This is a genomic window from Pseudomonas sp. PS01301 (assembly GCF_029960215.1).
Lineage (GTDB): Bacteria > Pseudomonadota > Gammaproteobacteria > Pseudomonadales > Pseudomonadaceae > Aquipseudomonas > Aquipseudomonas coleopterorum.
This window is the reverse complement of sequence record NZ_JASCPM010000042.1, coordinates 1-25,883: the sequence shown is the minus strand read 5'-3', so window position 1 is coordinate 25,883 and position 25,883 is coordinate 1. Positions and strand designations below refer to the sequence as shown.

General features: G+C 63.2%; 25 protein-coding genes. 17 read left to right on the top strand and 8 right to left on the bottom strand.

Going from position 1 to position 25,883, the window contains the following annotated elements; genetic code table 11:
• The first annotated feature begins 119 nt into the window (after positions 1–119).
• The 4 genes from QMX89_RS18480 to QMX89_RS18465 all read left to right on the top strand — a co-directional run bounded on the left by QMX89_RS18480 (position 120) and on the right by QMX89_RS18465 (position 4,376).
• The gene (locus tag QMX89_RS18480) at positions 120–2,249 is read left to right on the top strand and encodes an EAL domain-containing protein (RefSeq protein WP_282349313.1); all 2,130 of its coding nucleotides are present in this window, start codon (positions 120–122) and stop codon (positions 2,247–2,249) included.
• 113 nt (positions 2,250–2,362) lie between these two features.
• Positions 2,363–3,550: a GAF domain-containing sensor histidine kinase gene (locus QMX89_RS18475; protein ID WP_282349312.1), complete on the top strand. Its 1,188-nt coding sequence runs from the start codon at positions 2,363–2,365 to the stop codon at positions 3,548–3,550.
• A gap of 98 nt (positions 3,551–3,648) precedes the next feature.
• Entirely contained in the window at positions 3,649–4,050 is a 402-nt protein-coding gene (locus QMX89_RS18470; RefSeq protein WP_049862492.1) for a DUF202 domain-containing protein, read from the top strand.
• On the top strand, positions 4,047–4,376 hold the full coding sequence (locus tag QMX89_RS18465; protein ID WP_056844269.1) for a DUF202 domain-containing protein: 330 nt from the start codon (positions 4,047–4,049) through the stop codon (positions 4,374–4,376). The genes QMX89_RS18470 and QMX89_RS18465 overlap by 4 nt, the downstream gene beginning before the upstream one ends.
• Before the next feature lie 20 nt (positions 4,377–4,396).
• Here the strand turns inward: QMX89_RS18465 and QMX89_RS18460 are convergent, their stop codons facing one another.
• Complete coding sequence (locus QMX89_RS18460; RefSeq protein WP_282349310.1) at positions 4,397–5,032, bottom strand: DUF998 domain-containing protein; 636 nt, start codon at positions 5,030–5,032, stop codon at positions 4,397–4,399.
• Positions 5,033–5,151: 119 nt separating this feature from the next.
• Here QMX89_RS18460 and QMX89_RS18455 point away from each other — a divergent pair, with 119 nt between their 5' ends.
• Positions 5,152–5,565, top strand: a complete 414-nt coding sequence (locus tag QMX89_RS18455; RefSeq protein WP_282349308.1) for a GNAT family N-acetyltransferase — start codon at positions 5,152–5,154, stop codon at positions 5,563–5,565.
• 10 nt (positions 5,566–5,575) lie between these two features.
• Here QMX89_RS18455 and QMX89_RS18450 read toward each other — a convergent pair whose 3' ends face one another.
• Positions 5,576–6,553, bottom strand: coding sequence for a YihY/virulence factor BrkB family protein (locus tag QMX89_RS18450; RefSeq protein ID WP_282349306.1), 978 nt, complete (start codon positions 6,551–6,553; stop codon positions 5,576–5,578).
• Between the two features lie 237 nt (positions 6,554–6,790).
• Positions 6,791–6,982, bottom strand: a complete 192-nt coding sequence (locus tag QMX89_RS18445; protein ID WP_049862489.1) for a CsbD family protein — start codon at positions 6,980–6,982, stop codon at positions 6,791–6,793.
• 215 nt (positions 6,983–7,197) lie between these two features.
• Between QMX89_RS18445 and QMX89_RS18440 the strand changes: the two genes are divergently transcribed.
• Entirely contained in the window at positions 7,198–7,578 is a 381-nt protein-coding gene (locus tag QMX89_RS18440) for a hypothetical protein (RefSeq protein ID WP_049862488.1), read from the top strand.
• A gap of 21 nt (positions 7,579–7,599) precedes the next feature.
• Here the strand turns inward: QMX89_RS18440 and QMX89_RS18435 are convergent, their stop codons facing one another.
• Positions 7,600–8,436, bottom strand: a complete 837-nt coding sequence (locus tag QMX89_RS18435; protein ID WP_282349305.1) for a S1-like domain-containing RNA-binding protein — start codon at positions 8,434–8,436, stop codon at positions 7,600–7,602.
• A 220-nt stretch (positions 8,437–8,656) separates the two neighbouring features.
• On the opposite strand from QMX89_RS18435, the gene QMX89_RS18430 reads away from it, so the two are divergent.
• The 3 genes from QMX89_RS18430 to QMX89_RS18420 all read left to right on the top strand — a co-directional run bounded on the left by QMX89_RS18430 (position 8,657) and on the right by QMX89_RS18420 (position 10,679).
• On the top strand, positions 8,657–8,845 hold the full coding sequence (locus QMX89_RS18430; RefSeq protein ID WP_177327984.1) for a hypothetical protein: 189 nt from the start codon (positions 8,657–8,659) through the stop codon (positions 8,843–8,845).
• Between the two features lie 160 nt (positions 8,846–9,005).
• A complete protein-coding gene (locus QMX89_RS18425) occupies positions 9,006–9,725 on the top strand; it encodes a TorF family putative porin (protein WP_049862486.1) in 720 nt (239 codons plus the stop codon).
• A gap of 120 nt (positions 9,726–9,845) precedes the next feature.
• Positions 9,846–10,679: a DUF6279 family lipoprotein gene (locus QMX89_RS18420; RefSeq protein WP_282349328.1), complete on the top strand. Its 834-nt coding sequence runs from the start codon at positions 9,846–9,848 to the stop codon at positions 10,677–10,679.
• Positions 10,680–10,688: 9 nt separating this feature from the next.
• Here QMX89_RS18420 and glcC read toward each other — a convergent pair whose 3' ends face one another.
• Positions 10,689–11,441, bottom strand: a complete 753-nt coding sequence (gene glcC / locus QMX89_RS18415) for a transcriptional regulator GlcC (protein WP_056844267.1) — start codon at positions 11,439–11,441, stop codon at positions 10,689–10,691.
• A 198-nt stretch (positions 11,442–11,639) separates the two neighbouring features.
• Between glcC and glcD the strand changes: the two genes are divergently transcribed.
• The 7 genes from glcD to QMX89_RS18380 all read left to right on the top strand — a co-directional run bounded on the left by glcD (position 11,640) and on the right by QMX89_RS18380 (position 20,312).
• Positions 11,640–13,139, top strand: coding sequence for a glycolate oxidase subunit GlcD (glcD, locus tag QMX89_RS18410; protein ID WP_282349304.1), 1,500 nt, complete (start codon positions 11,640–11,642; stop codon positions 13,137–13,139).
• A complete protein-coding gene (gene glcE, locus QMX89_RS18405) occupies positions 13,139–14,200 on the top strand; it encodes a glycolate oxidase subunit GlcE (protein WP_282349301.1) in 1,062 nt (353 codons plus the stop codon). The genes glcD and glcE overlap by 1 nt, the downstream gene beginning before the upstream one ends.
• Before the next feature lie 17 nt (positions 14,201–14,217).
• Complete coding sequence (gene glcF, locus QMX89_RS18400) at positions 14,218–15,438, top strand: glycolate oxidase subunit GlcF (RefSeq protein ID WP_282349300.1); 1,221 nt, start codon at positions 14,218–14,220, stop codon at positions 15,436–15,438.
• A 57-nt stretch (positions 15,439–15,495) separates the two neighbouring features.
• The gene (locus QMX89_RS18395) at positions 15,496–15,897 is read left to right on the top strand and encodes a heme-binding protein (protein ID WP_049862480.1); all 402 of its coding nucleotides are present in this window, start codon (positions 15,496–15,498) and stop codon (positions 15,895–15,897) included.
• A gap of 29 nt (positions 15,898–15,926) precedes the next feature.
• Positions 15,927–18,107, top strand: coding sequence for a malate synthase G (locus QMX89_RS18390; RefSeq protein ID WP_282349299.1), 2,181 nt, complete (start codon positions 15,927–15,929; stop codon positions 18,105–18,107).
• Positions 18,108–18,219: 112 nt separating this feature from the next.
• A complete protein-coding gene (locus QMX89_RS18385; RefSeq protein ID WP_282349298.1) occupies positions 18,220–18,954 on the top strand; it encodes a response regulator transcription factor in 735 nt (244 codons plus the stop codon).
• A 29-nt stretch (positions 18,955–18,983) separates the two neighbouring features.
• Positions 18,984–20,312, top strand: a complete 1,329-nt coding sequence (locus tag QMX89_RS18380; protein WP_282349297.1) for an ATP-binding protein — start codon at positions 18,984–18,986, stop codon at positions 20,310–20,312.
• 24 nt (positions 20,313–20,336) lie between these two features.
• Here the strand turns inward: QMX89_RS18380 and QMX89_RS18375 are convergent, their stop codons facing one another.
• From QMX89_RS18375 to cysK, 3 genes are all read right to left on the bottom strand, one after another.
• A complete protein-coding gene (locus tag QMX89_RS18375; RefSeq protein ID WP_282349296.1) occupies positions 20,337–22,289 on the bottom strand; it encodes a TonB-dependent receptor in 1,953 nt (650 codons plus the stop codon).
• A gap of 155 nt (positions 22,290–22,444) precedes the next feature.
• Positions 22,445–23,383 carry an aspartyl/asparaginyl beta-hydroxylase domain-containing protein gene (locus tag QMX89_RS18370; RefSeq protein ID WP_049862475.1) on the bottom strand — a complete coding sequence of 313 codons (939 nt, stop codon included), beginning with the start codon at positions 23,381–23,383 and terminating at the stop codon, positions 22,445–22,447.
• 208 nt (positions 23,384–23,591) lie between these two features.
• On the bottom strand, positions 23,592–24,566 hold the full coding sequence (cysK, locus tag QMX89_RS18365) for a cysteine synthase A (protein WP_049862474.1): 975 nt from the start codon (positions 24,564–24,566) through the stop codon (positions 23,592–23,594).
• Between the two features lie 123 nt (positions 24,567–24,689).
• Between cysK and QMX89_RS18360 the strand changes: the two genes are divergently transcribed.
• Positions 24,690–25,766, top strand: a complete 1,077-nt coding sequence (locus QMX89_RS18360) for a DUF748 domain-containing protein (protein WP_049862473.1) — start codon at positions 24,690–24,692, stop codon at positions 25,764–25,766.
• The last annotated feature ends 117 nt before the right edge of the window (positions 25,767–25,883 follow it).

The following is a 25,883-nucleotide window of genomic DNA, read 5'->3' as shown; positions in this document are numbered from 1 at the left end:
CGGCCCGATCGGTGGGGCGGATTCCGGTGACCGGCGCCTGGTCGTTCGAGGGGAACCATGGCCCGAAGTCACACGTCCAGATGGGACCCGGAAATATCTGTTCGCAGGGACCGCTGCCCATGAATGCTGTTGATGCCGCCAATGCCTCACGCTACTCACGCCACACACGGGTTCTGGTGCTGGCGTTCGTTCTGCCCATCCTTGCCTGTGTGCTGATCATCGGCGGTGCCGTACTCGGTATTCCCACTGCGTCGGAGCCTGCCAATGGCTTATCGGCCCAGACAACTGCAACCCAGTCTGCCAGCGTGGAGCGAGACCTGGGCGAAAACGGTGGCCGGCCCGTGATCTCGCTCGACGATGCCGGCGCCGGCTTGCCCGTGCAGGCCTCGCCACCGGGTGGCGAACCCTGGTGGTCCATGTCGCTGCCGACGCTTGCTGCGCTGCTGCTGGCCGTGCTGATCTTTTCCGGTGCACTGTTGCGCAAGACCTTGCGCAGCTTGCGTGACATCGATCAGGACCATGCTCGGTTGCAGCACGAATACGAGGCCCTGCGGTGCAGCGATGAGCGACTGCGCGCGTTGGCCGACGCCTCTTCGGACTGGATATGGGAAACCGACGCGTTTTTGCGTGTCAGCTACCTTTCCGCAAGCTTCACCACCGCAACCGGTTTGGCGCGGGATGTGTGGCTGGGCCAGCCGGTCGAGCTGCTATTGCAGTGCGAAACCCTTCCGGCTGGCCAGTGGCTGCAGCAACTGGGTGACGGCTCGTCAGGTGTCGGGCATCTGCGCTGCAGCTATCGCGACAGCATCGGCCAGACCCGCCACTGCCGCATCGTCGCCTGCCCTATCGTGCATGATGGGCAGATTGCAGGCTACCGCGGCACGGTGCTCGACATCACCGATCAGGTCGGCGCCCAGGCTCAGCTCGCTCATCGCTCGACCCACGATGCGGTGACGGGGCTGGGAGACGAGCATGCCCTGACGCGGTTTCTCGATCAGACCCTGGCCGATCGTCTTCGTCCTGTGCCCTTGACCCTGTTGCTGCTGGACCTGACCGGTTTCGAGCAGCTGGGCGAAACCTTGGGGCAACCTGCGCGCGACTGCATCCTGCGTACGGTCGCCGGTCGTCTTCGCGACAGCACACGTAGCAATGATCTGGTGACCCGTCTGCGGGATGGGCAATTCATGATCGTGCTCGCCAGCATCGACGTGATGATCGAGATCGAGCGTTTCTGCCAGCGCCTGATCGATAATATACAAAGGCCCATCGTGCACGGCGTGAAGCAATTGCAGGTGGGGGTGAACATCGGCGTGGTCCATGATCATCCCAGCCGGGGAGACGCCCGCGAGTGGATCGGTTGCGCTCAGCTCGCCCTAGGCGAAGCACAGGCGCAAGGCCCCGGCTACTGGCAGCATTTCGCGCCTGCGCTGGACCGCCAGCAGCACCTTCGGCAGTTGGAAACCGATCTGCGCTCCGCCCTTCAGCATGACCAATTGCTGCTGCACTTCCAGCCACGGTACAGCGCCGACGGTGATCGGGTGATTGCCGTCGAGGCACTGCTGCGCTGGCAGCACCCGGTCGAAGGAATGCTCACCTGCGACGCGTTTCTGCCTCTGGCCGAGCGCAGCGACCTGATCGTGCCCATCGAGCACTGGCTGCTACGCGAAGCGTGCGCGGCGGCGCGGCACTGGCCGCAGTCGATTGCGGTGTCGGTGAGCCTGGCGCCAGCGTATTTCAGCCGCAGCGACGTCGCCCGCGATGTGCGCGATGCGTTGACCGACAGCCGCCTGCCGGCCAATCGCTTGCAGTTGCAAGTTGCCGAGCAGGTCATGCTGGGTTGTGCCGACGGCGCGATGGGGGCCCTTACGGCCTTGAAGGAATCAGGGGTGGGTTTGATACTCGACGAATTCGGCAGCGGTTATTGTTCGTTGGGGTATTTGCGCATTTACCCATTCGATGCCGTGAAGATCGACCCACGCTTCGTCGCCGGTCTGGTGAGCAACCCACAGGATCGCGGACTGGTGCGAGGCATCATCGACCTGGGTCGAGCCATGGGCGCAAGGGTAATCGGTGCGGGCGTCGGCACTGACCAACAGCTGCGGGCCTTGCAGGACGACCGCTGTGCGGAAGTCCAAGGCCTTTACCTCGGTGAGGCCATGGAGCCGGCAGCATTGACACCGCTGCTTCAGCAACAGGCCGACTTGCGCAGGTCACGACAAGGGCATCAAGCAGGTTTGCACGCCCGCTGATCGACAGGCTGTCCAACATTTTTTTACAGGCCCCGAACGCCTCGTTAGAATCGGGGCATCCCCCGGACACGACCGTCAATGGTCCCGGCCTGCGCAACCACAGTGGACACCTCATGGGCACGACTGCAGCAGCCGACATAGCCACCATCTCGCGCATCGACGCGGTCCCTTCCATATTGCAGGTCATCTGCGAAACCACAGGCTTGCGCTTCGCAGCCGTTGCCCGTGTGACCGAAAATGCCTGGACCACCTGCGCGGTGCTCGACAACATCGGGTTGGGCCTGGAAGTCGGCGACGGGCTGGACGTGACCACGACCTTGTGCCATGAGATCCGCACCAGCCATCAGACCGTGATCATCGACAAGGTCAGCGAAGACGAGGTGTATTGCAACCACCCCACACCGCGCCTCTATCGTTTCGAAAGCTACATTGCCACGCCCGTCTTCCGGGCCGACGGCAGCTTCTTCGGCACGATCTGTGCGCTCGATCCACGGCCCACCCGTCTCAAGGGCACCAGTATCGAGCCGATGATGGCGTCGTTCGCGCGCCTGCTGTCGCTGCAGATGGAGAACGAGGAGCGGCACCAGCGCACGACCATTGCGCTGGTGGAGGAGCGGGAAATGGCCGACCTGCGCGATCAGTTCATCGCTGTGCTGGGCCACGACCTGCGCAACCCGCTGTTCGCCATCAACGCTGGCGCCGAGCTGTTGCAGCGACGGGTCGCCGATGAGCGCAGCGTGGGCATCGTCAAGCATATCCAGACCAGTGCACGCCGCGCCTCGCAACTGATCGAGGACGTTCTGGACTTCGCTCGCGGACGATTGGGCGCCGGTATCGTGGTCGACCTGCAACCCGATGCCGACCTAACGCGCAGCCTGGAACATGTGGTCTCGGAGCTGCAGCGCATCCACCCCGAGCGGGTCATCTCGATGGATGTCGACGATTTGCAGGGCGTGCTGTGCGACAAGGAGCGCATTGGCCAGTTGCTCTCGAACCTGGTGTCCAACGCCATCATTCACGGCGCGCCGGACAGCGATGTGCGCGTTAAAGGTCGCCTGTCCAATCGGGAGTTCACGCTCGCGGTGCATAACCAGGGGCCGGCGATCGCCGAAAATGTGCGGGCGCAACTGTTCAAGCCATTCGCTCGGCCCAGCGTGCGCAGTCCGCGCGGCGGCCTTGGGCTGGGCCTGTACATCGCCTACCAGATTGCATTGGCCCACGACGGCCGACTGGAGGTGAGCTCCAGCGATGAAGACGGTACCGAATTCGTCTTCCACCTGCCCGTGGTCACCGCCGCCTGAGCTCGTTGCCGTTCGAGCGCCTGCGCGGATGAAAGTGCACGGCCCGACGGGCGACGGTGGTAGCATCGCCCTACTTCCACACCCTGCCTGGCAACCACATGGCGAGACCTGACCCCGGGATCCCCCCTCAGCACGGCGAGCGAAGCGCGCGACAGCTGCGCCTGCTCAAAGGCGGCAGCGAGCCCGACCCCCGCTTCACTCTGGCCAACGAACGCACCTTTCTGGCCTGGATCCGTACGGCATTGGCGCTGATGGCCGGTGGCATCGCCGTCGAGGCGTTCACCGCGGATGTCTTCGCGCCGGAGTTTCGCAAGACCCTGGCGGTCATCCTGTTGCTGCTGGGCATGCTGCTCAGTGCCAGCGCCAGCCTGCGCTGGCTGAACGTGGAGCGGGCCATGCGGCACAAGCAACCGCTGCCCATTCCGCTGCTGGTGCCGCTGCTGTCGATTGGCGGTGCCCTGGTCACGGCCGCCTTGATTGCCTTCGTGGTATTGCGATGAGCCTGCCTCAGGCAGGCCATCAGGATGAAGGCCTGCAGCCCGAACGCACCTTGCTGGCGTGGGGACGGACGCTGCTGGCGATGCTAGTGGCGAGCCTGTTCTTTCTGCGCTGGATGCCCCACCACGGCCGTTTTGCCGGGGCCCTGATTGCCCTGACGCTGATGGCGGCGCTGGCGATCTGGATGAGCCAGCGGCGCCGTTACCGCTGCCGTGTCGAAGGGATCAGTCGTGCATGCTTTCCGGCCGACGTGACCGGGGTGCTCGGCCTGGGCAGCATGGTCACACTGATCGGCGCTGCGGCCATCTGGATCACCTTGATGACTTGAGCCATGATGACCTGAGCCGTTCAGAGCTGCCCGCTGCGGTCGTCCTTGAACAGCGCCCAGGCCAGCCCGGCGATCCACAACAGCGAGGCAAAGTAATTGACCCGCTGGAACAGCCCGAAACCACGACCGACGTCCATGGCAGCTGCCATCCACGGCAGGCAGCCCAGAGCGAACAGGCTGCACACCAGGGACAGCCAGACAAGCCCCTTGCGGCCTTCGCGGCGTGCCACGAAAATCCACAATGCACTGGCCAGCAACAAGCTCGCGGACATGATCACGCTGGCGATGGTGTGCAGGTTCTGCTGCATCGACGGGTATTCCAGCGAACAGCCGTTATCACAGGAAAAGTAGCCGGCAGCCAGGCTGGCAAGACCGTGCACAATGACCAGCGAAGCGCTCAGACGCGCCAGCCGCAGATGGGCATGACGCATGTACAGGCCAATGCCGAACGCGATCAACAACACACCCAGCGGGAAGTGAGCGAACCAGGGCCAGAGCGCGTGGGTGGGCGCATCGATGGCGCCCAGCAAGCCCATGGCCAGATTGACATGGCTGTACCCCGGATACAGGCTGCCGGCCACGATAAGCGCGATGGCCAGCCAAAGGGGCGTGATCAGGCCGGCCAGATAGAGTGGATTGCGAATCGGCTGCTGCACAGCGCATCTCCGTCATAAAAAAGAGGCCCGGACCTTACTACAGCGTCGGTGCCGTCACGAAGCAATTTTTCCCGCGATTGGGCAAACCCGACACTTTGGTAACAGCAGGACACATTTGCGTGGAATTCATCGAATTACTGCCCCAGGCAAGACCGCTGCTGGACAAGTTCTACAAGCTGCAACGAAGTCGCATGCGCAGTGTGGGGAATGCGCGCTGGTGGGTGGCACGGGACAGCGAGATCATCGCGGGGGCGAACTTCATGCCGATATCCGGCGGTCATTGGCTGACCGGGCTTCACGTGGCAATCGAGCATCGCAACAGGGGCTACGGCCGAGGTCTGCTCAATGGGGCTCAAGCCGCGCTGGGTGGACCGGTATGGTTGTTCTGCGCACCTGAGCTGCACGATTACTATCGACAAGCTGGCTTCGAGGAGGCTGTCACGCTGCCATCCGAGTTGGCCCAACGCCTGGAACGCTACAGGGCCAGCAAGGACTTGCTGGCCCTGGTGAGGGCCGAGGCGGCCACCGCCTGACAGCGTCGACTCAGGGTTGCGGGCGAGGAACCACTGTGGACGGTCTGGCAGGTTCCGGGCGCAAGTCCTTTTCACCACTGGGCTGGGTGGCCGTCTGGTCCACCGCCGGAGCCTGTTCATCCGGGTCCTTGGCGCCCTTGTCCTTGCCCTCGGCCGACATGTGTTCGATCACCGCATTCATCTCGGCGCCCAGCAACAGCACGGCCGAAGAGATATAGAAATACAGGAGCAACACGATGATCGCGCCGATGCTGCCGTACATGGCGTTGTAGTCAGCGAAGGTCTTCACGTAATAGGCAAAGCCCAGCGAGGCGACGATCCAGACCACCACCGCGAGCATCGAGCCTGGCGTGATGAAACGGAATTCCTGCTTCACGTCAGGCATCACGTAGTAGATCACTGCCACGGCGATCATCAGCAGGATAACGATCAGCGGCCAGCGCAGGATAGTCCACAGGGTGACGATGAAGTCTTCCATGCCGATCTGGCCGGCCAGCCACTGCATGACCTGCGGACCGGTGACCATCAGGGCCGCCACGCACAACAGCATGCCGGCCAAGCCGATGGTGTAGAAAATCGAGAGCGGAATGCGCTTCCAGGCCGGACGCTCCTCGACCACATCGTAGGCGGCGTTCATGGCGCTCATGGTCAGGCGCACACCTGCCGAGGCGGTCCACAGCGCAACCACGATACCGATGGAAAGCAAGCCGCCCTTGGACTGCTGCAACTGGTCGATGACCGGATTGACCTGTTCCAGCGCCTGGGGCGGCAGGACCAGATCGGCTTGCAGGCGCATCCAGGTAAAGAAATCGGGTAAATGCAGGAAACCGATCAGGGCGATCAGGAACAGCAGAAAGGGGAACAGGGAAAACAGCATCTGGTAAGCCAGCGCCGAAGCATAGGTCGGCATTTCGTCGTCGACGAATTCCTTGACTGTGCGAACCATGACCTTCATGAAAGGCAGGTTATGCATGTGGGGAAATAACATAGCGTCTCCTTGCGCCACTCAACCTTCGAATACGCCGCCTGGGTGGGTGCAGAACATGATTGGATCAGGCAACTGCAGCAAGGCGTGTTGCGGCCCGGCAGCTCAGAGCCGGCTTTCTACCGCAAAGCCGCAGGAAAAACGACAGTCAGAGTATGTACGTCCGTGTCTGCCCAATAGCACAACGGCCATCGATAGATGACCGTTGGTAAACCTCATTCAAGCAGAGAACACTCTACTTCAGGGTTTTTTCACAGTGTCTTTGACGGCGTTTTTCACGTCGCCTTCGACTTGCTGTGCTTCGCCTTTCTTCTCTTGAACTGCGCCTTTGACCTGCAGTTCTTCGTTACCGGTGACCTTGCCGACGCCTTGCTTGATGTTACCAACGGCTTCGTTGGCCACGCCTTTGATCTTGTCTGAAGTGCCGCTCATGATAAGTCTCCTGGTCATTTAGGAATGTCTTGTCTCGACACAAGAATTGACCGACGTCGGGTCGCCAGAGTTTCAAATTATTTTGCGCGGCAAAAGACGCCGCGGTCATCTGGCAGACACCGGCGGTTGGTCGGAGCTTTATGTTCCAGCGATTTGCCCGCAGAATGCCGGTCGGATTCGGTCAGTGCCGAAGCGTCATACCAGTAGGAATTTTCATGAAACTCGACAAACCTCAAGCCATCGCCCGTCGCAACAAGGAACTGGGTGGCGCGGTGCTCGGCGTCAACAACTGCCATTTCGCCTTGCTGGACCCAAAGCGCAACATCTGGTGGTTCGACATTCCGGTGGCCCGCCTGCAGATCGGCCAGTACGAATGGATTCACCTGCTGCTGCACACCCCTGCCAGCGATCAGCTGCTGCACGTGAAAGTGACGACCGCCTTCCTGCGCGAGCACATCGAAGGCCTGGTGGTGCGCAACGCTGGCAAGCGCAAGTCGACCGTCAGCCTGGAGCTGAGCGCCGACAAGGATTCGTTTCTCAAGGACGTACGCCCCGCTGGCAGCGGCGTCGGCTTCGCGCCGTTCCTGCAGCCCTGACAGCGGGCTGCGCAACGGGCATCAGACCAGTTCGATGCGGTCGGCGTGGATGACGATCTGGCCGTCCTTGTACAGGGCGCCGATGGCTTTCTTGAAGTTGCCCTTGCTGACGCCGAACAGGTCGCTGATCAGTTGCGGATCGCTCTTGTCGCTGACCGGCAGCGTGCCCTGGTTGGCGCGCAGCTTGTCGAGGATCTGGGCGTTCAGGCTGCTGGCCAGCTGGGCACCGACCGGCTGCAGGCTCAGGGCGATCTTGCCGTCGTTGCGCAGTTCCTTGATGTAGCCCTTCTCCTGCTTGCCCGAGCGCAGGAACTTGAACACTTCGTTCTTGTGGATCAAGCCCCAGTGGGCGTTGTTGATGATGGCCTTGAAACCCATGTCGGTTTCTTCGGCCACCAGCAGATCGACTTCCTGACCCACCTGATAGGCCGGCGGCACTTTGTCCAGATAGCGGTCCAGGCGCGCGGTGGCGGTGATGCGGCGGGTGCGCTTGTCCAGGTACACGTGCACGACGCAGTACTCGCCGGCTTTCATCTGGCGCTTTTCTTCGGAAAACGGCAGGAGCAGGTCCTTGGGCAGGCCCCAGTCGAGGAAGACCCCGATGCTGTTGATTTCAACGACCTTGAGACTGGCGAACTCGCCGACCTGCACCTTGGGCTTTTCGGTGGTGGCCAGCAGCTTGTCTTCGCTGTCCAGGTACACGAAGACGTTCAGCCAGTCTTCGTCTTCGCTGGGAATATCCTTGGGGATGTAGCGGTTGGGCAGCAGGATCTCGCCGTCCGCGCCGCCATCCAGGTACAGACCGAAGTCCGTGTGTTTAACCACTTGCAATGCGTTGTAGCGCCCGACTAAAGCCATTTCGAATATTCCTCGTCACCTGGCTGGGCATTCTACCCGAGAACCCTTCGGCTCGCTGCGCAAGGCGTCCGATGCGCCGTTGGCGCCGAGGTAGTTGGTGCGCCAGATCCTTGATTTCAAAGGGCTGCGGCGGCATCGATCGGCACCACTGGTCCGTGCGGTCAGCCGGGAATGGATAAATCATGTACAATGCCTGGCCATATTAATTTTTGACAGGTTAATGGCAGCCATGCGCGTTAAAGCATCCAACAGCAAAGTCAAGCCCGCCCCCGCCGTTGAAACCAGCGAATCGATCAACGAACAGATCGCCGCGTTTCTCAAGTCCGGTGGCGAGATCCAGCAGATTGCCAAGGGCGTGAGCGGCCAGACCTTCACCCCGTCCAAGCACATCAGCCTGGGCAAGAAGTAAGTTTGCAGCCCGGCCGCCGCGCCGGGCAAAACTTCCGCATCCTCTTTCTCCCCGCATCACCCTTGTCCCCTCGAATCGACGAATGGCAGCCTCGCATCGCCCTTGAGCGGTATGCTTGCAGCCTTCTAGATCGGGCCGTCCAGGCTTACTGGAGGTAGGCATGCTCAGACCCAGCTGGTTATTGATAGCCGGACTTGCGGTCCACCCTTCTCTCTACGCCCAGGTCATCCAGCGTGACATCGGCGATTTCAACCTCAAGCTCGGCACCACACCGTCGCGCAGCATGGCTGCGGGCCTGGTCCAGCCCAGTACCGGCAGTTCGTTCCACGGCGGACTGGATCTGACCCACGACAGTGGGGTGTATTTCGGCCAGTGGTCGCCCAACATGGGGTTGGCCTCTTCCAGCAATCTGGAAGTCGACTCCTACCTGGGCTACAAGCATCCGTTCGACAACTCCCTGGGTTATGAAGTCGGCGTGATCCAGTACAGCTATCCGGAAGTGGATGCGCCCTCCACCCATGCGCTCTATGCCGGTCTGCGGGTGCTGGACCGGCGCTTCGGTGCTGCGTTCAACAATACGCCCGACGGCCAGAACAGCACGTTGTTCGCCGACCTCGGTGGCCTGCCACTGCTGGATGTGGGCTTTACCATGAAAGTCAGCAACCATCAGCTCTCGACTCCCTTCACCATCGGCGAAGGGCAGGAAGTACGCGCCTTCAATGACTGGTCGCTGCAGATGTCACGGCCCATCGGCAGTTTCGATCTGGATTTCATCTACAGCGGTTCGGACCTGAGCGGGGCCAATTGCGCCGCTTACTCCGGTCAGAATGGCCAGTGCGACAGTATGTTCATGCTCAAGGCCCAGCACGCGTTTTTCTGACCTCGGGTTTTTCCACATCGTGCTGAACCGCACGCACCGGCATGGCTCTATAACCACAACAACGCCATCGCACGGACCGCCGCCATGAATCTTCTGTCTCGTCGCCTGTTGCACTGCTGGATGCTGCTGGGCCTGTGTCTGCTGTTCGGTGGCTGCACGCGGGTGGATCTGGCCTACCGCAATCTGGATGTGATCATTCCCTGGTCGATGAACGACTACCTGGACATGAATCGCGAGCAGAAGAGCTGGTTCGACGAGCGCCTCAAGGAGCACCTGCGCTGGCACTGCACCACGCAACTGGCCGACAACCTGCAGTGGCTGGACAAGGTCCAGCGCATGGTCGCCGAGCAGCAGGTGACGGCGCCGGCGCTGCGCGAACGCACGGCCGAGGCGAAACAGGCGATCTCGGCGATTGCTGTGCAAGTCACGCCATCGGCGGTGGAGTTGCTGCAAGGTCTGGATGACAATCAGGTCCGCGCGTTGCAGCAGTCGCTGAGCGACGATTTGGCCAAGCGCCGCAAGGAATACGTGGAGCCGCCGTTGCAGGCGCAGATCGACGAGCGCGCCAAACGCATGAGCAAGCGTCTCACCCCATGGTTCGGCAACCTCACCGACGAGCAGCAGCAACGGGTGCAGGCCTGGTCGCAGAGTCTGGGTGCGCAGAACCGTGAATGGATCGACAACCGCGAACATTGGCAGAACCAGTTGCTGGCCGCCCTGCAGCAACGTCAATCCGCCGAATTCCCGGCACGCATCGCGCAATTACTGCAGCAGCGTGAAACGGTATGGACCCCGCAATATAAAGTTGCCTATGCACGCACCGAGCAGGCGGCCATCGACCTGATGGTGGGGCTGGCCGCCGACAGTACACCGGAACAGCGCACGCGTATCGAGCGGAAGCTGGGTGAGCTGCGCGAGGACTTCGCCAACCTCAAGTGCCTGAAGAACGCCTAGTCCGGCGCTTCAGGCCCACCCCTCCAGGCGCATCGTCGCCCTGACCAGACGCTGCTCCTCTCCTTCGATCTCGCGCAGATTCGCGCAAATACTTTCGATGTGCGCGACGGCTGCCTTGCGCGCCTGCTCGGGCTGACGATTGATCACGGCGGTGTAGAGCCTGGCGTGCTGCTTGTCGATCTGTTGTTTCTGCGGCTGGCGGTGGTACAGGTTGTTCACGCAGGCGAACACCGAGTTGAGCAGCAGGTCGGTCAGCGAGCGCAGGGTCTGCACCAGCACCGGATTGTGCGAGGCATCGCAGATGGCCAAGTGAAAGGCATGGTCCAGGTGGGCGTGCCGTGTGGCGTCCAGCGGCTGGTCGTGGGCCGCCAACAGCGCCTGATAGCTGCGTTCGATCAGCACGAAATCGGCCTGGGTACCGCGCAGCGCAGCCAGCCGGGCCGACTCGCCTTCGAGCAGCGAGCGCACTTCGAACAGATCGTAAAGCGTTCGCGGCTGGGAGCTGAACAGGTGCATCAAGGGCGTGGCATCGTTGGCCGGCGACAAGGACGCTACGAACGAACCGCGGCCCTGCTCGGTGGCGATGATGCCGCGGGCGCGCAACAGCTTGAGGCCTTCGCGCAGTGCATTACGTGATACCCCGAGCTTTTCCACCAGGCGCCGCTCCGATGGCAAAGGCTGGCCAGTCTTGAGAACGCCGTCGACGATAAGCCGCTCGATGCGCTCGCACACGACATCGGCAATCTGAGGTTTGTTGTGCATATCATGCCTGCTGGTAGGACCATTGCCCGGGATTCCCCGGGAACTGTCGGCGAGACCCTGAAAATAAGCCAGTAGAGGCACCGAGAGAAGCCCCGAGGTGAAAAGAACTGGTCCTACCAGTGGTTCCAGGCGTAGACAGGCATGTGGTTTGCGACCACTGTTGAGCGCATAAGAACGACAAGCCGGTGACCTGCGCCCATGAACATCCTCTACGACGAACGCATCGACGGCGTCCTGCCCAAGGTGGACAAAACCGCTCTGGTGCAGGCATTGCACGCACAACTCCCTGACCTGACCGTGCTGCACCGTGCCGAAGACCTTCGCCCCTACGAGTGTGATGGCCTGAGCGCTTATCGCAGCGTACCGCTGCTGGTGGTATTGCCCGAGCGGCTCGAACAGGTGGAGGTGTTGCTCAAGCTGTGTCACGAGCGAAAGGTACCGGTGGTTGCACGCGGTGCGGGCACCGGGCTGTCCGGCGGGGCGTTGCCGCTGGAACAAGGTGTGCTGCTGGTCATGGCGCGCTTCAAGCAGATTCTCGACATCGATCCGGTCAAGCGTTCGGCACGGGTGCAGCCGGGTGTGCGCAACCTGGCGATCTCCCAGGCGGCGGCACCGTATGGTCTGTACTACGCCCCGGATCCTTCGTCACAGATCGCCTGTTCGATCGGCGGCAACGTCGCGGAAAACGCCGGTGGTGTGCATTGCCTCAAATACGGCTTGACCGTGCACAACCTGCTCAAGGTGCAGATGCTCACCATCGAGGGTGAGCGCCTGACCTTGGGCAGCGATGCCCTCGACTCGCCTGGCTTCGACCTGCTGGCCCTGTTCACCGGCTCGGAGGGCATGCTGGGCATCATCACCGAGGTTACCGTCAAGCTGTTGCCCAAGCCGCAGGTGGCCAAGGTGTTGCTGGCCAGTTTCGACTCGGTGGAAAAAGCCGGCGCGGCGGTCGCCGATATCATCGCGGCAGGGATCATTCCCGGTGGTCTGGAAATGATGGACAACCTGGCCATTCGCGCCGCCGAGGACTTCATTCACGCGGGCTACCCGGTGGACGCCGAGGCGATTCTGCTGTGCGAACTCGATGGCGTGGAAGCCGATGTGCATGACGATTGCCAGCGCGTCTACCAGGTGTTGACCGAGGCCGGTGCGACCGAGGTGCGCCAGGCCCGGGACGAAGCCGAACGCCTGCGCTTCTGGGCCGGCCGCAAGAACGCCTTCCCGGCGGTCGGTCGGCTCTCGCCCGATTACTACTGCATGGACGGCACCATACCGCGCCGCGCCCTGCCGGGCGTGCTCAAGGGCATCACCGAACTGTCCGAGCAGTACGATCTGCGCGTGGCCAACGTATTTCATGCCGGGGACGGCAACATGCATCCGCTGATCCTGTTCGATGCCAACCAGCCGGGCGAGCTCGAACGCGCCGAGGCGTTGGGTGGGAAGATTCTGGAGTTGTGCGTGGCGGTGGGTGGCAGCATCACCGGCGAGCACGGCGTGGGCCGCGAGAAAATCAACCAGATGTGTGCGCAGTTCAACAGTGACGAGCTCACCCTGTTCCATGCCGTGAAAGCCGCGTTCGACCCCGATCGCCTGCTCAACCCCGGCAAGAACATTCCGACCCTGCAGCGCTGCGCCGAATTCGGCGCCATGCATATCCACCATGGGCAACTGCCATTCCCCGAGCTGGAGCGCTTCTGATGGCCGACCGCGATTTCGACGCCAGCGAGCAACTGCTGGATCAGGTGCGACAGGCCCTGGCCGACGACCGTCCGCTGTGCATCCAGGGCAGTGACAGCAAGGCGTTCCTGGGCCGCATTGGTGCCGGTGAGCGGCTCGATACCCGCGTGCATTGTGGCATCGTCAGCTACGACCCCACTGAGCTGGTGATCACCGCACGCGCCGGTACGCCTTTGCAGACTCTGCGGGCCGCCGTCGAGCAGGCGGGACAGATGCTGCCGTTCGAGCCACCGGCCTATGGCGAGCAGGCCACCCTGGGCGGCACGGTCGCTGCCGGACTGTCCGGACCGCGACGGCCATGGGCCGGTTCGGCCCGCGACTATGTGCTAGGCACGCGGGTGATTACCGGCCAGGGCAAGCACTTGCGTTTTGGCGGTGAGGTGATGAAGAACGTCGCCGGTTATGACCTGTCGCGACTGTTGACCGGCAGTTTCGGCACCCTGGGTGTGCTGACTGAAGTGTCGCTCAAGGTGCTGCCCAAACCGCGCGCCTGTTTCAGCATCAAGCTGGCCTGCGATGCCGAGCGCGCCTTGCTCAAGCTCGCCGAGTGGGGCCAGCAGCCAATGCCGATCAGTGCTGCATGCCACAGCGATGAGGCGCTTTACCTGCGCCTGGAAGGCGGCGAGGGATCGGTGGCTGCTGCCCATGAACGCATCGGCGGCGAGCCCATCGACTCGGTGTTCTGGGATGACCTGAACGAGCATCGCCTGCCCTTCTTCGCCCAGCCCGAAGCGCTCTGGCGCCTGTCGTTGCCCAACAACACCGGCATCCTCGATCTGCCCGGCGAGCAATTGATCGACTGGGGCGGCGCTCAGCGCTGGCTGAAATCCAGCGCCAGCGCCGCGTCGATCCGGCAAGTGGTCGAGGCGGTCGGCGGGCATGTCGCCTGCTACACCGCCGGGACCACCCCCGAACCGTTCCAGCCCCTGCCCGACTTGCTGCTGCGCTATCACCGCCAGCTCAAGACGCAGCTGGACCCGCAAGGCATCTTCAACCCCGGCCGCCTCTACGCGCAGCTGTGAAACAGGAGTCCTGAACCATGCAGACCCAATTGAGTGATCAGGCCCGTTTGCTGCCACGCGCCGAGGAAGCCGAACGCATTCTGCGCAGTTGCGTGCACTGTGGCTTCTGCAATGCAACCTGCCCCACCTATCAATTGCTGGGTGACGAGCTGGACGGGCCGCGCGGACGCATCTACCTGATCAAGCAAGTGCTCGAAGGCCACGAAGTGACGGCGCACACGCAGCAGCATCTGGATCGCTGCCTGAGCTGCCGCAACTGCGAATCCACCTGCCCCTCGGGGGTGGACTACCACAACCTGCTGGACATCGGTCGCGCAGTGGTGGACCAGGCGGTGCCGCGGCCTGTGGAACAACGCTGGCTGCGCGGCGGTCTGCGTGCACTGGCCCCCCACCCGAGCGCATTCAAGGCGTTGATCCAGCTGGGCCAGACCTTTCGCCCACTGCTACCGCAACGCCTCAAGGACAAACTGCCGCGCCAGGTCCACGCGGCCGTGGCCCGCCCTGCCACGCAACACGCACGTCGCGTGCTGATGCTCGAAGGTTGCGTACAGCCGGGACTGTCGCCCAATACCAATGCCGCCGCCGCGCGCGTGCTGGACCGGCTGGGCATCAGCGTCACGGCGGTTCGTCAGGCCGGCTGCTGCGGTGCGGTGGACTACCACCTGGATGATCAAGCGCGCGGCCTGCAGCGAGCGCGGCACAACATCGACGCCTGGTGGCCGGCGATCGAAGCAGGCGCCGAAGCCATCGTGCAGACCGCCAGTGGCTGCGGCGCTTTCATCAAGGATTACGGGCACCTGCTGGAACAGGATCCGGCCTACGCGACCAAGGCCCAGACAGTCAGCCGGCTGGCCAAGGACCTGGTCGAGGTGTTGCGCGACGAGCCGGTGGAGCGATTGGCCGTTCACACCGACCTGCGCATGGCCTTCCACTGCCCATGCACCTTGCAGCACGCGCAGAAGCTGGGTGGCGTGACCGAACAGCTATTGCGACGCTTGGGCTTTCATTTGACCGATGTGCCGGACGGCCACCTGTGCTGCGGTTCGGCCGGCACCTATTCGGTGACCCAGCCGGTGTTGTCGCGGCAACTACGCGACAACCGCCTGAACGCCTTGGAAAGCGGTGCGCCGCAAGTGATCGCCACCGCCAACATCGGTTGCCAGAATCATCTGGACGGGGCCGCACGCACCCCGGTGCGGCACTGGATCGAACTGGTGGAACAGGCCATGGCCGATTGACACCCACTTTTGACACATTGCTATTTGAACCCCTCGACAACAGCACTGGAGAAGCACATGCAAAGCAAAGCGATTCTTGGCCAGGAAGACGTCACCCGCATCCTCGCCGCTGCCCGCGCCGAAGCGCAGAAGAACAACTGGGCGGTGGGCATTGCCGTGGTCGACGACGGCGGTCACCTGCTAGCGTTCGAACGGCTGGACGGCGCCGCCGCCAGCACGGCCTACATCGCACCGGGCAAGGCACGCACTTCGGCGTTGGGGCGCAAGGAATCGGTGGTGTTCGAAGAGATGGTCAACAACGGGCGGACCGCGTTCCTGTCCGGTAATCTGATGACGTGTTTGGAAGGCGCCGTGCCGCTGATCCACGAAGGCCAGGTCATCGGCGCGGTCGGCGTGTCCGGGGTCAAGCCCGCTGAAGATGCCCAGATCGCCAAGGCCGGCGCTGCCGCCCTGGCCTGAATTCCTTCCCCGTATCCAAGGAGACCGCAATGAAGCACCGCATGAGAGCCCAGCGTCTGCAAGTCGACGCCACCCTGTACGATTTCATCGAGAACGAAGTGCTGCCTGGCAGCGGGTTGGAATCCGAAGCGTTCTGGACCGGTTTCGACGCCCTGGTTCACGAGTTCGCACCGCAGAACCGCTTGTTGCTGGCCGAACGCGACCGCTTGCAGACCGAACTGGACAAGTGGCACCGTGCGCACCCCGGACCGATTCAGGATCCGGCCGCCTACCGCAGCTTCCTGCGCGCCATCGGCTACCTGGTGGCCCAGCCAGACCGCGTGGAAATCAGCACCCGCGATGTCGATGACGAAATCGCCCTGGTGGCCGGTCCGCAGTTGGTAGTTCCGTCGACCAATGCCCGTTACGCCCTGAACGCCGCCAATGCCCGCTGGGGCTCCTTGTACGACGCGCTGTACGGCACCGACGCCATTCCGGAAAGCGACGGCGCGGCCAAGGGCCAGGGCTACAATCAGGTTCGCGGCGACCGCGTGATCGCCTTCGCCCGCGACCTGCTCGACCAGAGCACCCCGCTGGCCAAGGGTTCGCACCGCGACGCCAACGGCTATCGTATCGAAGCAGGCCAGTTGCAGGTGAGCCTGGCCGATGGCGGCGTGACCGGACTGGCCGATCCGAGTCAATTCGTCGGCTTTCAGGGCGACGCGCAACAGCCGGTTGCGGTGTTGCTCAAGCACCACGGGCTGCACATCGAGATTCAGATCGACCCCACCTCGCCCATCGGCCGTACCGACGCTGCAGGTGTGAAAGACCTGCTGCTCGAGGCGGCCCTGTCGACCATTATCGACTGTGAAGACTCGGTAGCGGCGGTGGATGCCAGTGACAAGGTGGCGATCTACCGCAACTGGCTGGGCCTGATGCGTGGCGATCTCACCGAGGAATTGGAGAAAGGCGGCCAGCGCATCACCCGCCGCCTCAATCCGGATCGCCAGTACCACACGCCAACAGGCGGCGAGTTGACCCTGCATGGCCGTTCGCTGCTGTTGATCCGCAACGTCGGCCACCTGATGACCAATCCAGCGATCCTCGACGATGAAGGCCGGGAGATCCCCGAGGGCATTCTCGACGGCGTGATCACCAGCCTGATCGGGCTGTATGACCTGGAACGTCGAAGCAACTCCCGCACGGGCAGCCTGTACATCGTCAAGCCGAAGATGCACGGCCCGGCCGAGGTGGCCTTCGCGGACAAGTTGTTCGCCGCCATCGAGGACCTGCTCAACCTTTCGCGCAATACCCTGAAGATCGGCATCATGGACGAGGAACGCCGCACTTCGGTGAACCTGGCGGCCTGTATCGGCGCTGCATCGACCCGCGTGGCGTTCATCAACACCGGCTTCCTCGACCGCACCGGCGATGAGATCCACAGCGCCATGCAGGCCGGCCCGATGATGCGCAAGGGCGACATGAAAGGCAGCGCCTGGATTGCGGCGTACGAGCGCAACAACATGCTCACCGGCCTGGCCTGCGGCCTGCGCGGCAAGGCGCAGATCGGCAAGGGCATGTGGGCCATGCCCGACCTGATGGCCGACATGCTGGTGCAAAAGATCGGTCATCCCAAAGCCGGTGCCAATACTGCCTGGGTCCCCTCGCCCACCGCAGCCACTTTGCATGCACTGCATTACCACCAGGTCAATGTCAGCGAAGTGCAGCAGACGTTGGAGCAGATCGACGCCAAGGCCGAGCACGATGCGCTGCTGGACAACCTGTTGACCATCCCGGTGGTGGCCAATGCACAGTGGAGCGCCGAGGAGATCCGTCAGGAACTGGACAACAATGCCCAGGGCTTGCTGGGCTACGTGGTGCGCTGGGTGGAACAGGGCATCGGTTGCTCCAAGGTACCGGACATTCACGACGTCGGGCTGATGGAAGACCGCGCGACCCTGCGCATCTCCAGCCAGCACATGGCCAACTGGCTGACCCACGGCGTGGTCAGCCGCGAGCAGATCGTCGAAACCCTGGAGCGCATGGCCCGCGTGGTGGATCAGCAGAATGCCGGGGATCCGTCGTACCGCCCGATGGCGGCCGACTTCCAGAACTCGGTGGCGTTCACGGCCGCCAGTGCGCTGGTCTTCCAGGGCTGTGAGCAACCCAGCGGCTACACCGAGCCGTTGCTGCACCGGTTCCGTCTGGCGTTCAAGAACGCTCAGGCGTGACACCGGCCGGACGGGGTCGGCGCCCGCCGCCCCCGTCCGGTGCTGCTGCACGGTTATCGAGCTTGCTGTAAGATCGCGTTCCGAATGAGAATCATCCGCGAACGCAGCCATCATGAATCCTTCCCCTCCTCGTCTGCTGGTGGTCGATGACCACCGCAAGATCCGTGAGCCGCTGGCCATCTACCTGCGCCGTTTCGGTTTCGACGTCCGCACCACCGAGGACGCGGCGGGCATGTGGGCGCTGCTCAAGCATGACGTGTTCGACGTGCTGATTCTCGACGTCATGCTGCCCGATGGCGATGGATTCGAGCTGTGTCGCGCGCTGGCGCACAAGTCGGCGGCCGCGGTGATTCTGCTGACCGCACGCGACGCCTGCGCCGACCGTGTCCAGGGGCTGGATGCCGGTGCCGACGACTACGTGATCAAGCCGTTCGAACCGCGCGAACTGGTGGCGCGCATCCACAGCGTACTGCGCAGGCGCGGCACGCCCGGCGAAGCCATGTCAGTGCTGCCCGCCCCCTTGCGTCGTTTCGAGTTCGCCGACCTGAGCTTTCGCAGCGGCTGCAACACGCTGACCCGTTCCGACCAGAGCCAGGTGCGTCTGAGCACCGTGGAAGGCCGCTTGCTGGAAGTGTTTCTCGAGCACCCCAATACCGTACTGGGTCGCGAGCGCTTGATCGAGCTGACCTCGCGGCCGGGCAGCGATCTGTTCGATCGCGCCATCGATCGGCAGATCAGCCGTCTGCGCCGCAAGCTGGCCGACAGCGCCTTGCAGCCGATGCTGTTGCAGACCGTGTGGGGTGGTGGCTACCGCCTGGCGGCGAACGTCGTTCAGTACCCGGCATGAAGGGGCTGCGCCGGGCCTGGCCACGGACCATGACCCGGCAATTGGGTGTGCTGTTGCTGCTGGCGCTGCTGGCGTCCAACCTCATCGCGATGCTGTTGCTGCAACGTACCGGATCGCTGGTACACCCGCTGTCACGCACCTTGGTGGTCGAGCGTCTGGCTACGGCCTATCAAGCGGCGCGCGATCTGCCGGCGGCCGACGCCCGGCGCCTGCTCGACGCCATGGGCACTGCCGACGCGCGCTTCTGGGTGGCTTCCGCAGCCCAGGTCCAGCCTTTTGCCATGCACACCGAAGAGCGACGCCTGGCCACAGCCGTGCGTCAGCGTCTGGTGCTTGCCGACCAAGTGGTGGTTGTCCTGCAGTTGGAACGCAGCAGCGGCGGGCCGGCCCGCGAGCACCTGTTCAAACGCGCCGGTTGGCAGGCCCTGCGCCTGCGCAGCTCGATGAGCCTGCCCGACGGCACCCAGCTCAACGCCGAGCAGGCACCTGCCGGTGCCTATGAATGGGGCCGACTGCTGGCCTACAGCGTGCCGGTCAGTACCATCCCGGTGCTGCTGATCGTGATTTTTTTCATGCGCCGCGTCGTCGCGCCGGTCAAGCGTCTGGCACTGGCTACCGAACGCGTCAGCCGGGGCGAATGGATCGCCCCGCTGCCGTTGTCGGGCCCGCGCGAGGCACAGGAACTGACCCTGGCGTTCAATGTGATGCAGGAGCGTATCGCCCGCCATGTCGAGGGCCGCACGCGCATGCTGGCCGCGCTGAGCCACGACCTCAATACGCCCATCACCGAGCTGCGTTTGCAGGTGGAGTTGCTCGAAGACCCCGAGCTGCGCCAGGACATGCTCGACAGCCTCGACGAGTTGCGCGCCATGGTCAGCGAAACCCTGGACTTCGTGCGCGGCGATGCGGTGCAGGAGGCCACCGTCGAGGTTTCGCTGAGTGACTTGCTGAGCGATCTCGCTCGACGCTACCAGACCCTGGGCACGCCCATCGACTGGCCAGGCTCAGCGCCGGTGGCCTGCCGCTGTCGACCACTGGCCCTCAAGCGGGCGCTGACCAACCTGATCGACAATGCCTTGCGCCATGGCGGTGATGCCCAGGTGCGCCTGTACCGGGAAGCGTCAGGCGGGCTATGCATCGAGACTCGCGATCACGGACCGGGGATCGACGCCGCCTGGCTGCAACAGGTGTTCGAGCCCTTCGTGCAACTGGGCAAGGGCGGCGCCGACCCCAGCCACGGTGGCGGCCTGGGCATGGGGTTGGCGATCGCACGCGCCTGCGTGCAGGCCCATGGCGGCGAGTTGGTGCTGGAAAACCGGACACCGGGGCTGGCGGCCCTGGTGCGGCTGCCGGGCTGATCCTTCCGGTAGAGCCTTGGCGTGTCAGAAGCGCAGCGTGGTGCCCATCCAGAACGTGCGACCGTAGTTGACCGTGCCGTAGGTGTCGTCATCCAGACGTTTGTCGGCCAGGTTGTACACCGCCGCCTTGAGGGTGATGTCGCGGGTCAGCTCGTACGAGCCACCGATGTCGGCCGTGGTGTAGGCCGGGGCCGGTTCGCCACTGAGGGTGGTGCCGTATTCCTGGCCATAGTAGTTGACCGAAGCCCACGCCTGGGCGCGGTCGGACAGGGTCCAGTCGGCACTGACGTTGGCCTTGTGCTCGGGTGTCAGCGACAGCGGTGCGCCTGCGTTGCTGCCGCTCTTCTGCTCCGAATCGGTGTAGGTGTAGTTGCCCTTCACGGCAAAGGCACGAGTGATGTCCCAGCGGCCGTTGACCTCGGCACCGGTGATCGTCGCTTCATCGACGTTGATGCGGTCCTGGACGATGTAGCCGTTCCAGCGGCGGGCCGTGTTTTCCGTGGACAGCTTGTCCTTGAACACGTTGTGGAACACGGTGGCGCCGGCCGACAGGTTATTGCGGTTGGACCACAGCGCCGACAGTTCGTAGTTGGTGCTGGTTTCCGGTTTCAGGTCCGGGTTGCCCAGGTTCACGTAGGTGTTGCGGCGGATGGTGGCGTAACCGGGCACCACGGCGCGAATCTCCGGGGCCTTGAAGCCGCGCGCTACGCCGCCCTTGAAGGTCCAGTCCGGGGTAGCACGCCAGACGCCATAGAGACGCGGGCTGACGTGGGTGCCGTATTGCTCGTGCTCGTCGACGCGGGCGCCGGTGGTCAAGGCGAAGTCGTCGGTCACCGACCATTCGTTTTCGGCGAACAGGGCTTTTTGGGTCACCGAGAACTCGTAGTTGCGGCGGTCCATCAGGCCCTGGTTCCAGTCGCTCAATTGCGCTCGGTTCCATTGCAGGCCGGTGGTGGTGATGTTGTAGGCCGTGGGGATGACCAGCTTGGCATCGAACACGGTGTTTTCCACCACCGGTTTGCGCCCCAGGATTTCCGGCTGATTGGCTGCGGCCTTGCCCTCGCGGCTGGCTTTTTCATAGGCCAGGGACACGTCCGACGTCGCCCAGCCCCAGCGCCCCTGGTGAGAGAGTGAGTAGTGGTCGCGGTTGTTTTCCTGCTCGCGGGTGGCCCAGTTGACGCTGGTGCCGTCGCCGTTCTTCAAGCGCGTGGCGCCGCCTTCCAGAAGGATGTCGTGGTCTTCGTTGGGGGTGAAGGCCAGGCGCGCGGTGAGGTCCTTGTGGTCGGCCTTGGTAAAGCCGTTGGTGACCTCCACGTCATCGTCGGCCTGGCGGTCGAGGTAGCGGCCCCAGACCTGCACGCCCAGGTACTTCTCCACCAGTGGACCGTTGAGGTAGAACTGGGTCTGACGAGCGTTGCCCTGATCGCTGTGCTGGCGCGCCGCGTAATCGTAGGACACCGAGCCGCCCCACTGGGGAGAGACCTTGCGAGTGATGATGTTGATCACGCCGCCGATGGCGTCCGAGCCGTATAGCGAAGACATCGGGCCGCGGACCACTTCGATGCGTTCGATGGCTTCGGCCGGTGGCACGAAGCTCTGCTCGTAGCCGCGGTTGCCGTTGACACGAGTTTCGCGGCTGCTCTGGCGTTTGCCGTCGACCAGAATCAGGGTGTAGTCCGGTGGCATGCCGCGGATGGAGATGTCGGTCTCGTTGGCGCTGCCGTTGACGATCACACCCTCGATGTTGCGTACGGCATCACCGAGGTCGTTGTAGGATTTCTTGCGCAGTTCGTCGCCGGTGATGATGGTGACGGAGGCCGGTGCATCCTCCACGTTTTGCTCGAAGCCGGATGCTGTGACCACCACCTCATCGAGGACGGTCGGGGCGGTCAATTCGATCGGCTCGGCTCGAGCCACCCCGGCAGTGGCCAGGGCAATCATCACGGCCAGGGGCCGCAAAGAAAGTGGAGGATGCATGGAACTTCCTTACGATTCGATTGTAAAAGCGAATCGTATGCATCCTCAGGTGGGGAGGTTGGACAAGGTGTGACAGGGGGTGGGAGGTGTATTGCCTATACTGACGCCTTCGCGGGCAGAGACCGCTCCCACAGGTGGTGTGGGAGCCCTTGGGATCAACCAAACAACCAGTACCCCAACGCGGTCAGCACAACCACCGCCAGCACCGGGCGCAGGACGCGGTAGGCTTTGGGGTTGGCGCGCTTGAACTGCTTGACCTTGCCGCTGAAGCGATCGCTGAAGGTCTTGCTCCAGGCGTAGGCCTGGTTGATGCCGCCGACGCGCTCGTCGTCCAGGTTCTGCGGCGCGGTGGCGCGCCCCAGGAACGCGCTGACGCGCTTGTTGAGGCTCGCCATGAAGCGATTGCTCAGCGGCCGCTCGATGTCACAGAACAGGATGACCCGAGTGTGTTCGGTTTCGTTCTTGACCCAATGCACGTAGGTCTCGTCGAACATCACATCGTCGCCATCGCGCCAGGCGTATTCCTGGCCGTCGACGAAAATGCGGCAGGCATCGGAGTTGGGCGTCGACAGGCCCAGGTGATAGCGCAGCGAACCGGCGAATGGATCGCGGTGTGGGTTCAGATGGCTGCCGCCGGGCAGCAGCGCGAACATGGCGCCCTTGACGTTGGGAATGCTGTTGACCAATTCCACGGTGCGGGGGCACAGCGCGTTGGCCGATGGCAGGGATTTGTCGTACCACTTGAGGTAGAAACGCTTCCAGCCTTTCTTGAAGAACGAACCGAAGCCGGCGTCGTTGTTCTTCTCGGCGGCGCGGATGTAACCCTCGTCGAACAGGTGCATGGCTTCGTCACGGATGACCTGCCAGTTGTCCTTGAGCACATCCAGCTCGGGGAATTTGCTGCGGTCCAGATAGGGTTTGGACGGCACGCTGGAAAACAGGTACATCAAGGCGTTATAGGGCGCGAACAGAGCGGAATGGTTGACGAACTGGCGCAGCACCGGCAGACGCGCCTTGCCCCGCAGGTGCACGTAGAGCGTGCTGCCGATGAACAGCAACAGCACGGCAGCCTTGGCGGCGAAGGAAAGGGTCATGGAGCGGATCCTCGAATGGGCAGTGCGCCATGATAAACCCTGGGGGCTCGGCTGGAAATGAAAGGCGCGGGGCAGCGGTCGGCATACAGCCGGTGCAGGCCCGTAGGAGCGGTCATCGGCCGCGAAAAGATCCGCGCGGTGGGTCAGGTGCATCGCGGCGTGATCTTCGCGGCCGCAGACCGCTCCTACGGTGAGGCACGCCGCTGCGTCAGGCTTGCAGTTCAGTCTCGGTGAACAGGTCGCTGAAGAGCATGCTCGACAGGTAGCGCTCACCCGAATCGGGCAGGATGACCACGATGGTCTTGCCTTGCATTTCCGGCTTCTCCGCCAGCTTGGCGGCGGCTGCCATGGCGGCGCCGCAGGAAATGCCGCAGAGAATGCCTTCCTCCTGCATCAAGCGCCGTGCCATGGCCTTGGCTTCGTCGTCGCTGACCAGCTCGACACGATCCACCAGTGACAGGTCGAGGTTCTTCGGAATGAACCCGGCGCCGATGCCCTGGATCTTGTGTGGCGCGGGAGTGATGTCCTGGCCGGCCATGGCCTGGGTGATGATTGGCGAGGTCAGCGGCTCGACCGCAACGCTGAGGATCGACTTGCCCTGAACCTGCTTGATGTAGCGCGAGATGCCGGTGATGGTCCCGCCGGTCCCCACGCCGGCTACAAGCACATCGACGGCGCCGTCGGTGTCGTTCCAGATTTCCGGGCCGGTGGTCTTCTCATGGATGGCCGGGTTGGCCGGGTTGTCGAACTGCTGCGGCATGAAATACAGCTCGGGGTTGCTGGCAACGATCTCGCCCGCCTTTTCGATGGCACCCTTCATGCCCTTGGCCGGCTCGGTCAGGACCAGTTCGGCACCCAGCGCCTTAAGCACCTTGCGCCGCTCCAGGCTCATGGACGCAGGCATGGTCAGCATCAGCTTGTAGCCGCGCGCGGCGGCCACGAAAGCCAGGCCAATGCCGGTATTGCCCGAAGTGGGCTCGACGATGGTCATGCCCGGCTTGAGCTTGCCGGAGCTTTCCGCGTCCCAGATCATGTTCGCGCCGATGCGGCACTTGACCGAGTAGCCGGGGTTGCGCCCCTCGATCTTGGCCAGCAGGGTCACCCCGCGCGGGCCGATGCGGTTGATCTGCACCAGCGGCGTGTTGCCGATGGAGTGGGCGTTGTCGGCGTAAATGCGGCTCATGGCGAAAAGGTCCTTGTGCTGCAGCAGGAAAAATCCAAGGTTAAGCCCGTGATGGGGGCGAGTCCAGCGAACGGATGAGACTGTGGACAGTCAATGGCTAACCATCGTTCGGGAGATTCTGCCATGAAACGTCGCTACAGCTGGCCGCTCTGGACCTTCACCGGCCTGGTTGTACTGGTGCTCGCCCTGCACATCGCCCTGCCCTACCTGGTGCGCGACTACCTCAACGACAAGCTCGCCGACATGGGCGAATACAAGGGCCGCGTCAGCGACGTCGACCTGGCCTGGTGGCGCGGCGCCTATCAGATCAATGGCCTGCAGATCATCAAGACCAGCGGCAAGGTGCCGGTACCGTTGCTCGACGCGCCGGTGATCGACATCGCCGTGAGCTGGCACGCCCTGTGGTACGACCACGCGGTGGTGGCACGGGTGGAATTCCTGCGCCCGGAGCTTAACTTCGTCGACGGTGGCGCCAACAAACAGGCCACTCAGACCGGTGCCGGTACTGACTGGCGCGACCAGATGAACAAGCTGCTGCCGATCACCCTGAACGAGGTGCGGGTCAACGACGGCAAGATCAGCTTCCGCAATTTCTCGTCCAAACCCCAGGTCAACATCAGCGCCAACCAAGTCAATGCCAGCCTCTACAACCTGACCAATGTGGAAGACCTGGAAGGCAAGCGCGATGCGCGTTTCGAAGGCCATGCCAAGCTGTTCGGCCAGGCCCCGGTGGAAAGCACTGCCACGTTCGATCCGTTCAGCAACTTCGAAGACTTCGAATTTCGCCTGCGCGCCACCGGGATCGAGCTGCGTCGGCTCAATGACTTCTCCGGTGCCTATGGCAAGTTCGATTTCAACGCCGGCACGGGCGATATCGTGATCGAGGCGGATGCCGACAATGCCCGCCTGAGTGGCTACATCAAGCCGTTGCTGCACAACGTCGATGTGTTCAACTGGCAGCAGGACGTGGAAAACAAGGACAAGGGTTTCTTCCGTTCGATCTGGGAGGCGGTGGTCGGTGGGACCGAGACGGTGCTCAAGAACCAGTCGCAGAACCAGTTCGCGACCCGGGTCGAACTCAGCGGTAACGTGCATCGCCAGGACATCAGCCCGCTGCAGGCGTTCTGGCAGATCCTGCGCAACGGCTTCGTGCAGGCTTTCAACGCACGCTATGAACAGGCGCCGCCCAAGCAGGAATGAGGTGGCAGGTCTACTCACACAAGGTCGGATGCAAATGCTGTGGCTGGACTGGCCTCTTCGCGGGCAGAGCCCGCTCCCACAGAGTTTGCACCGCCCCTTGTGGGAGCGGGCTCTGCC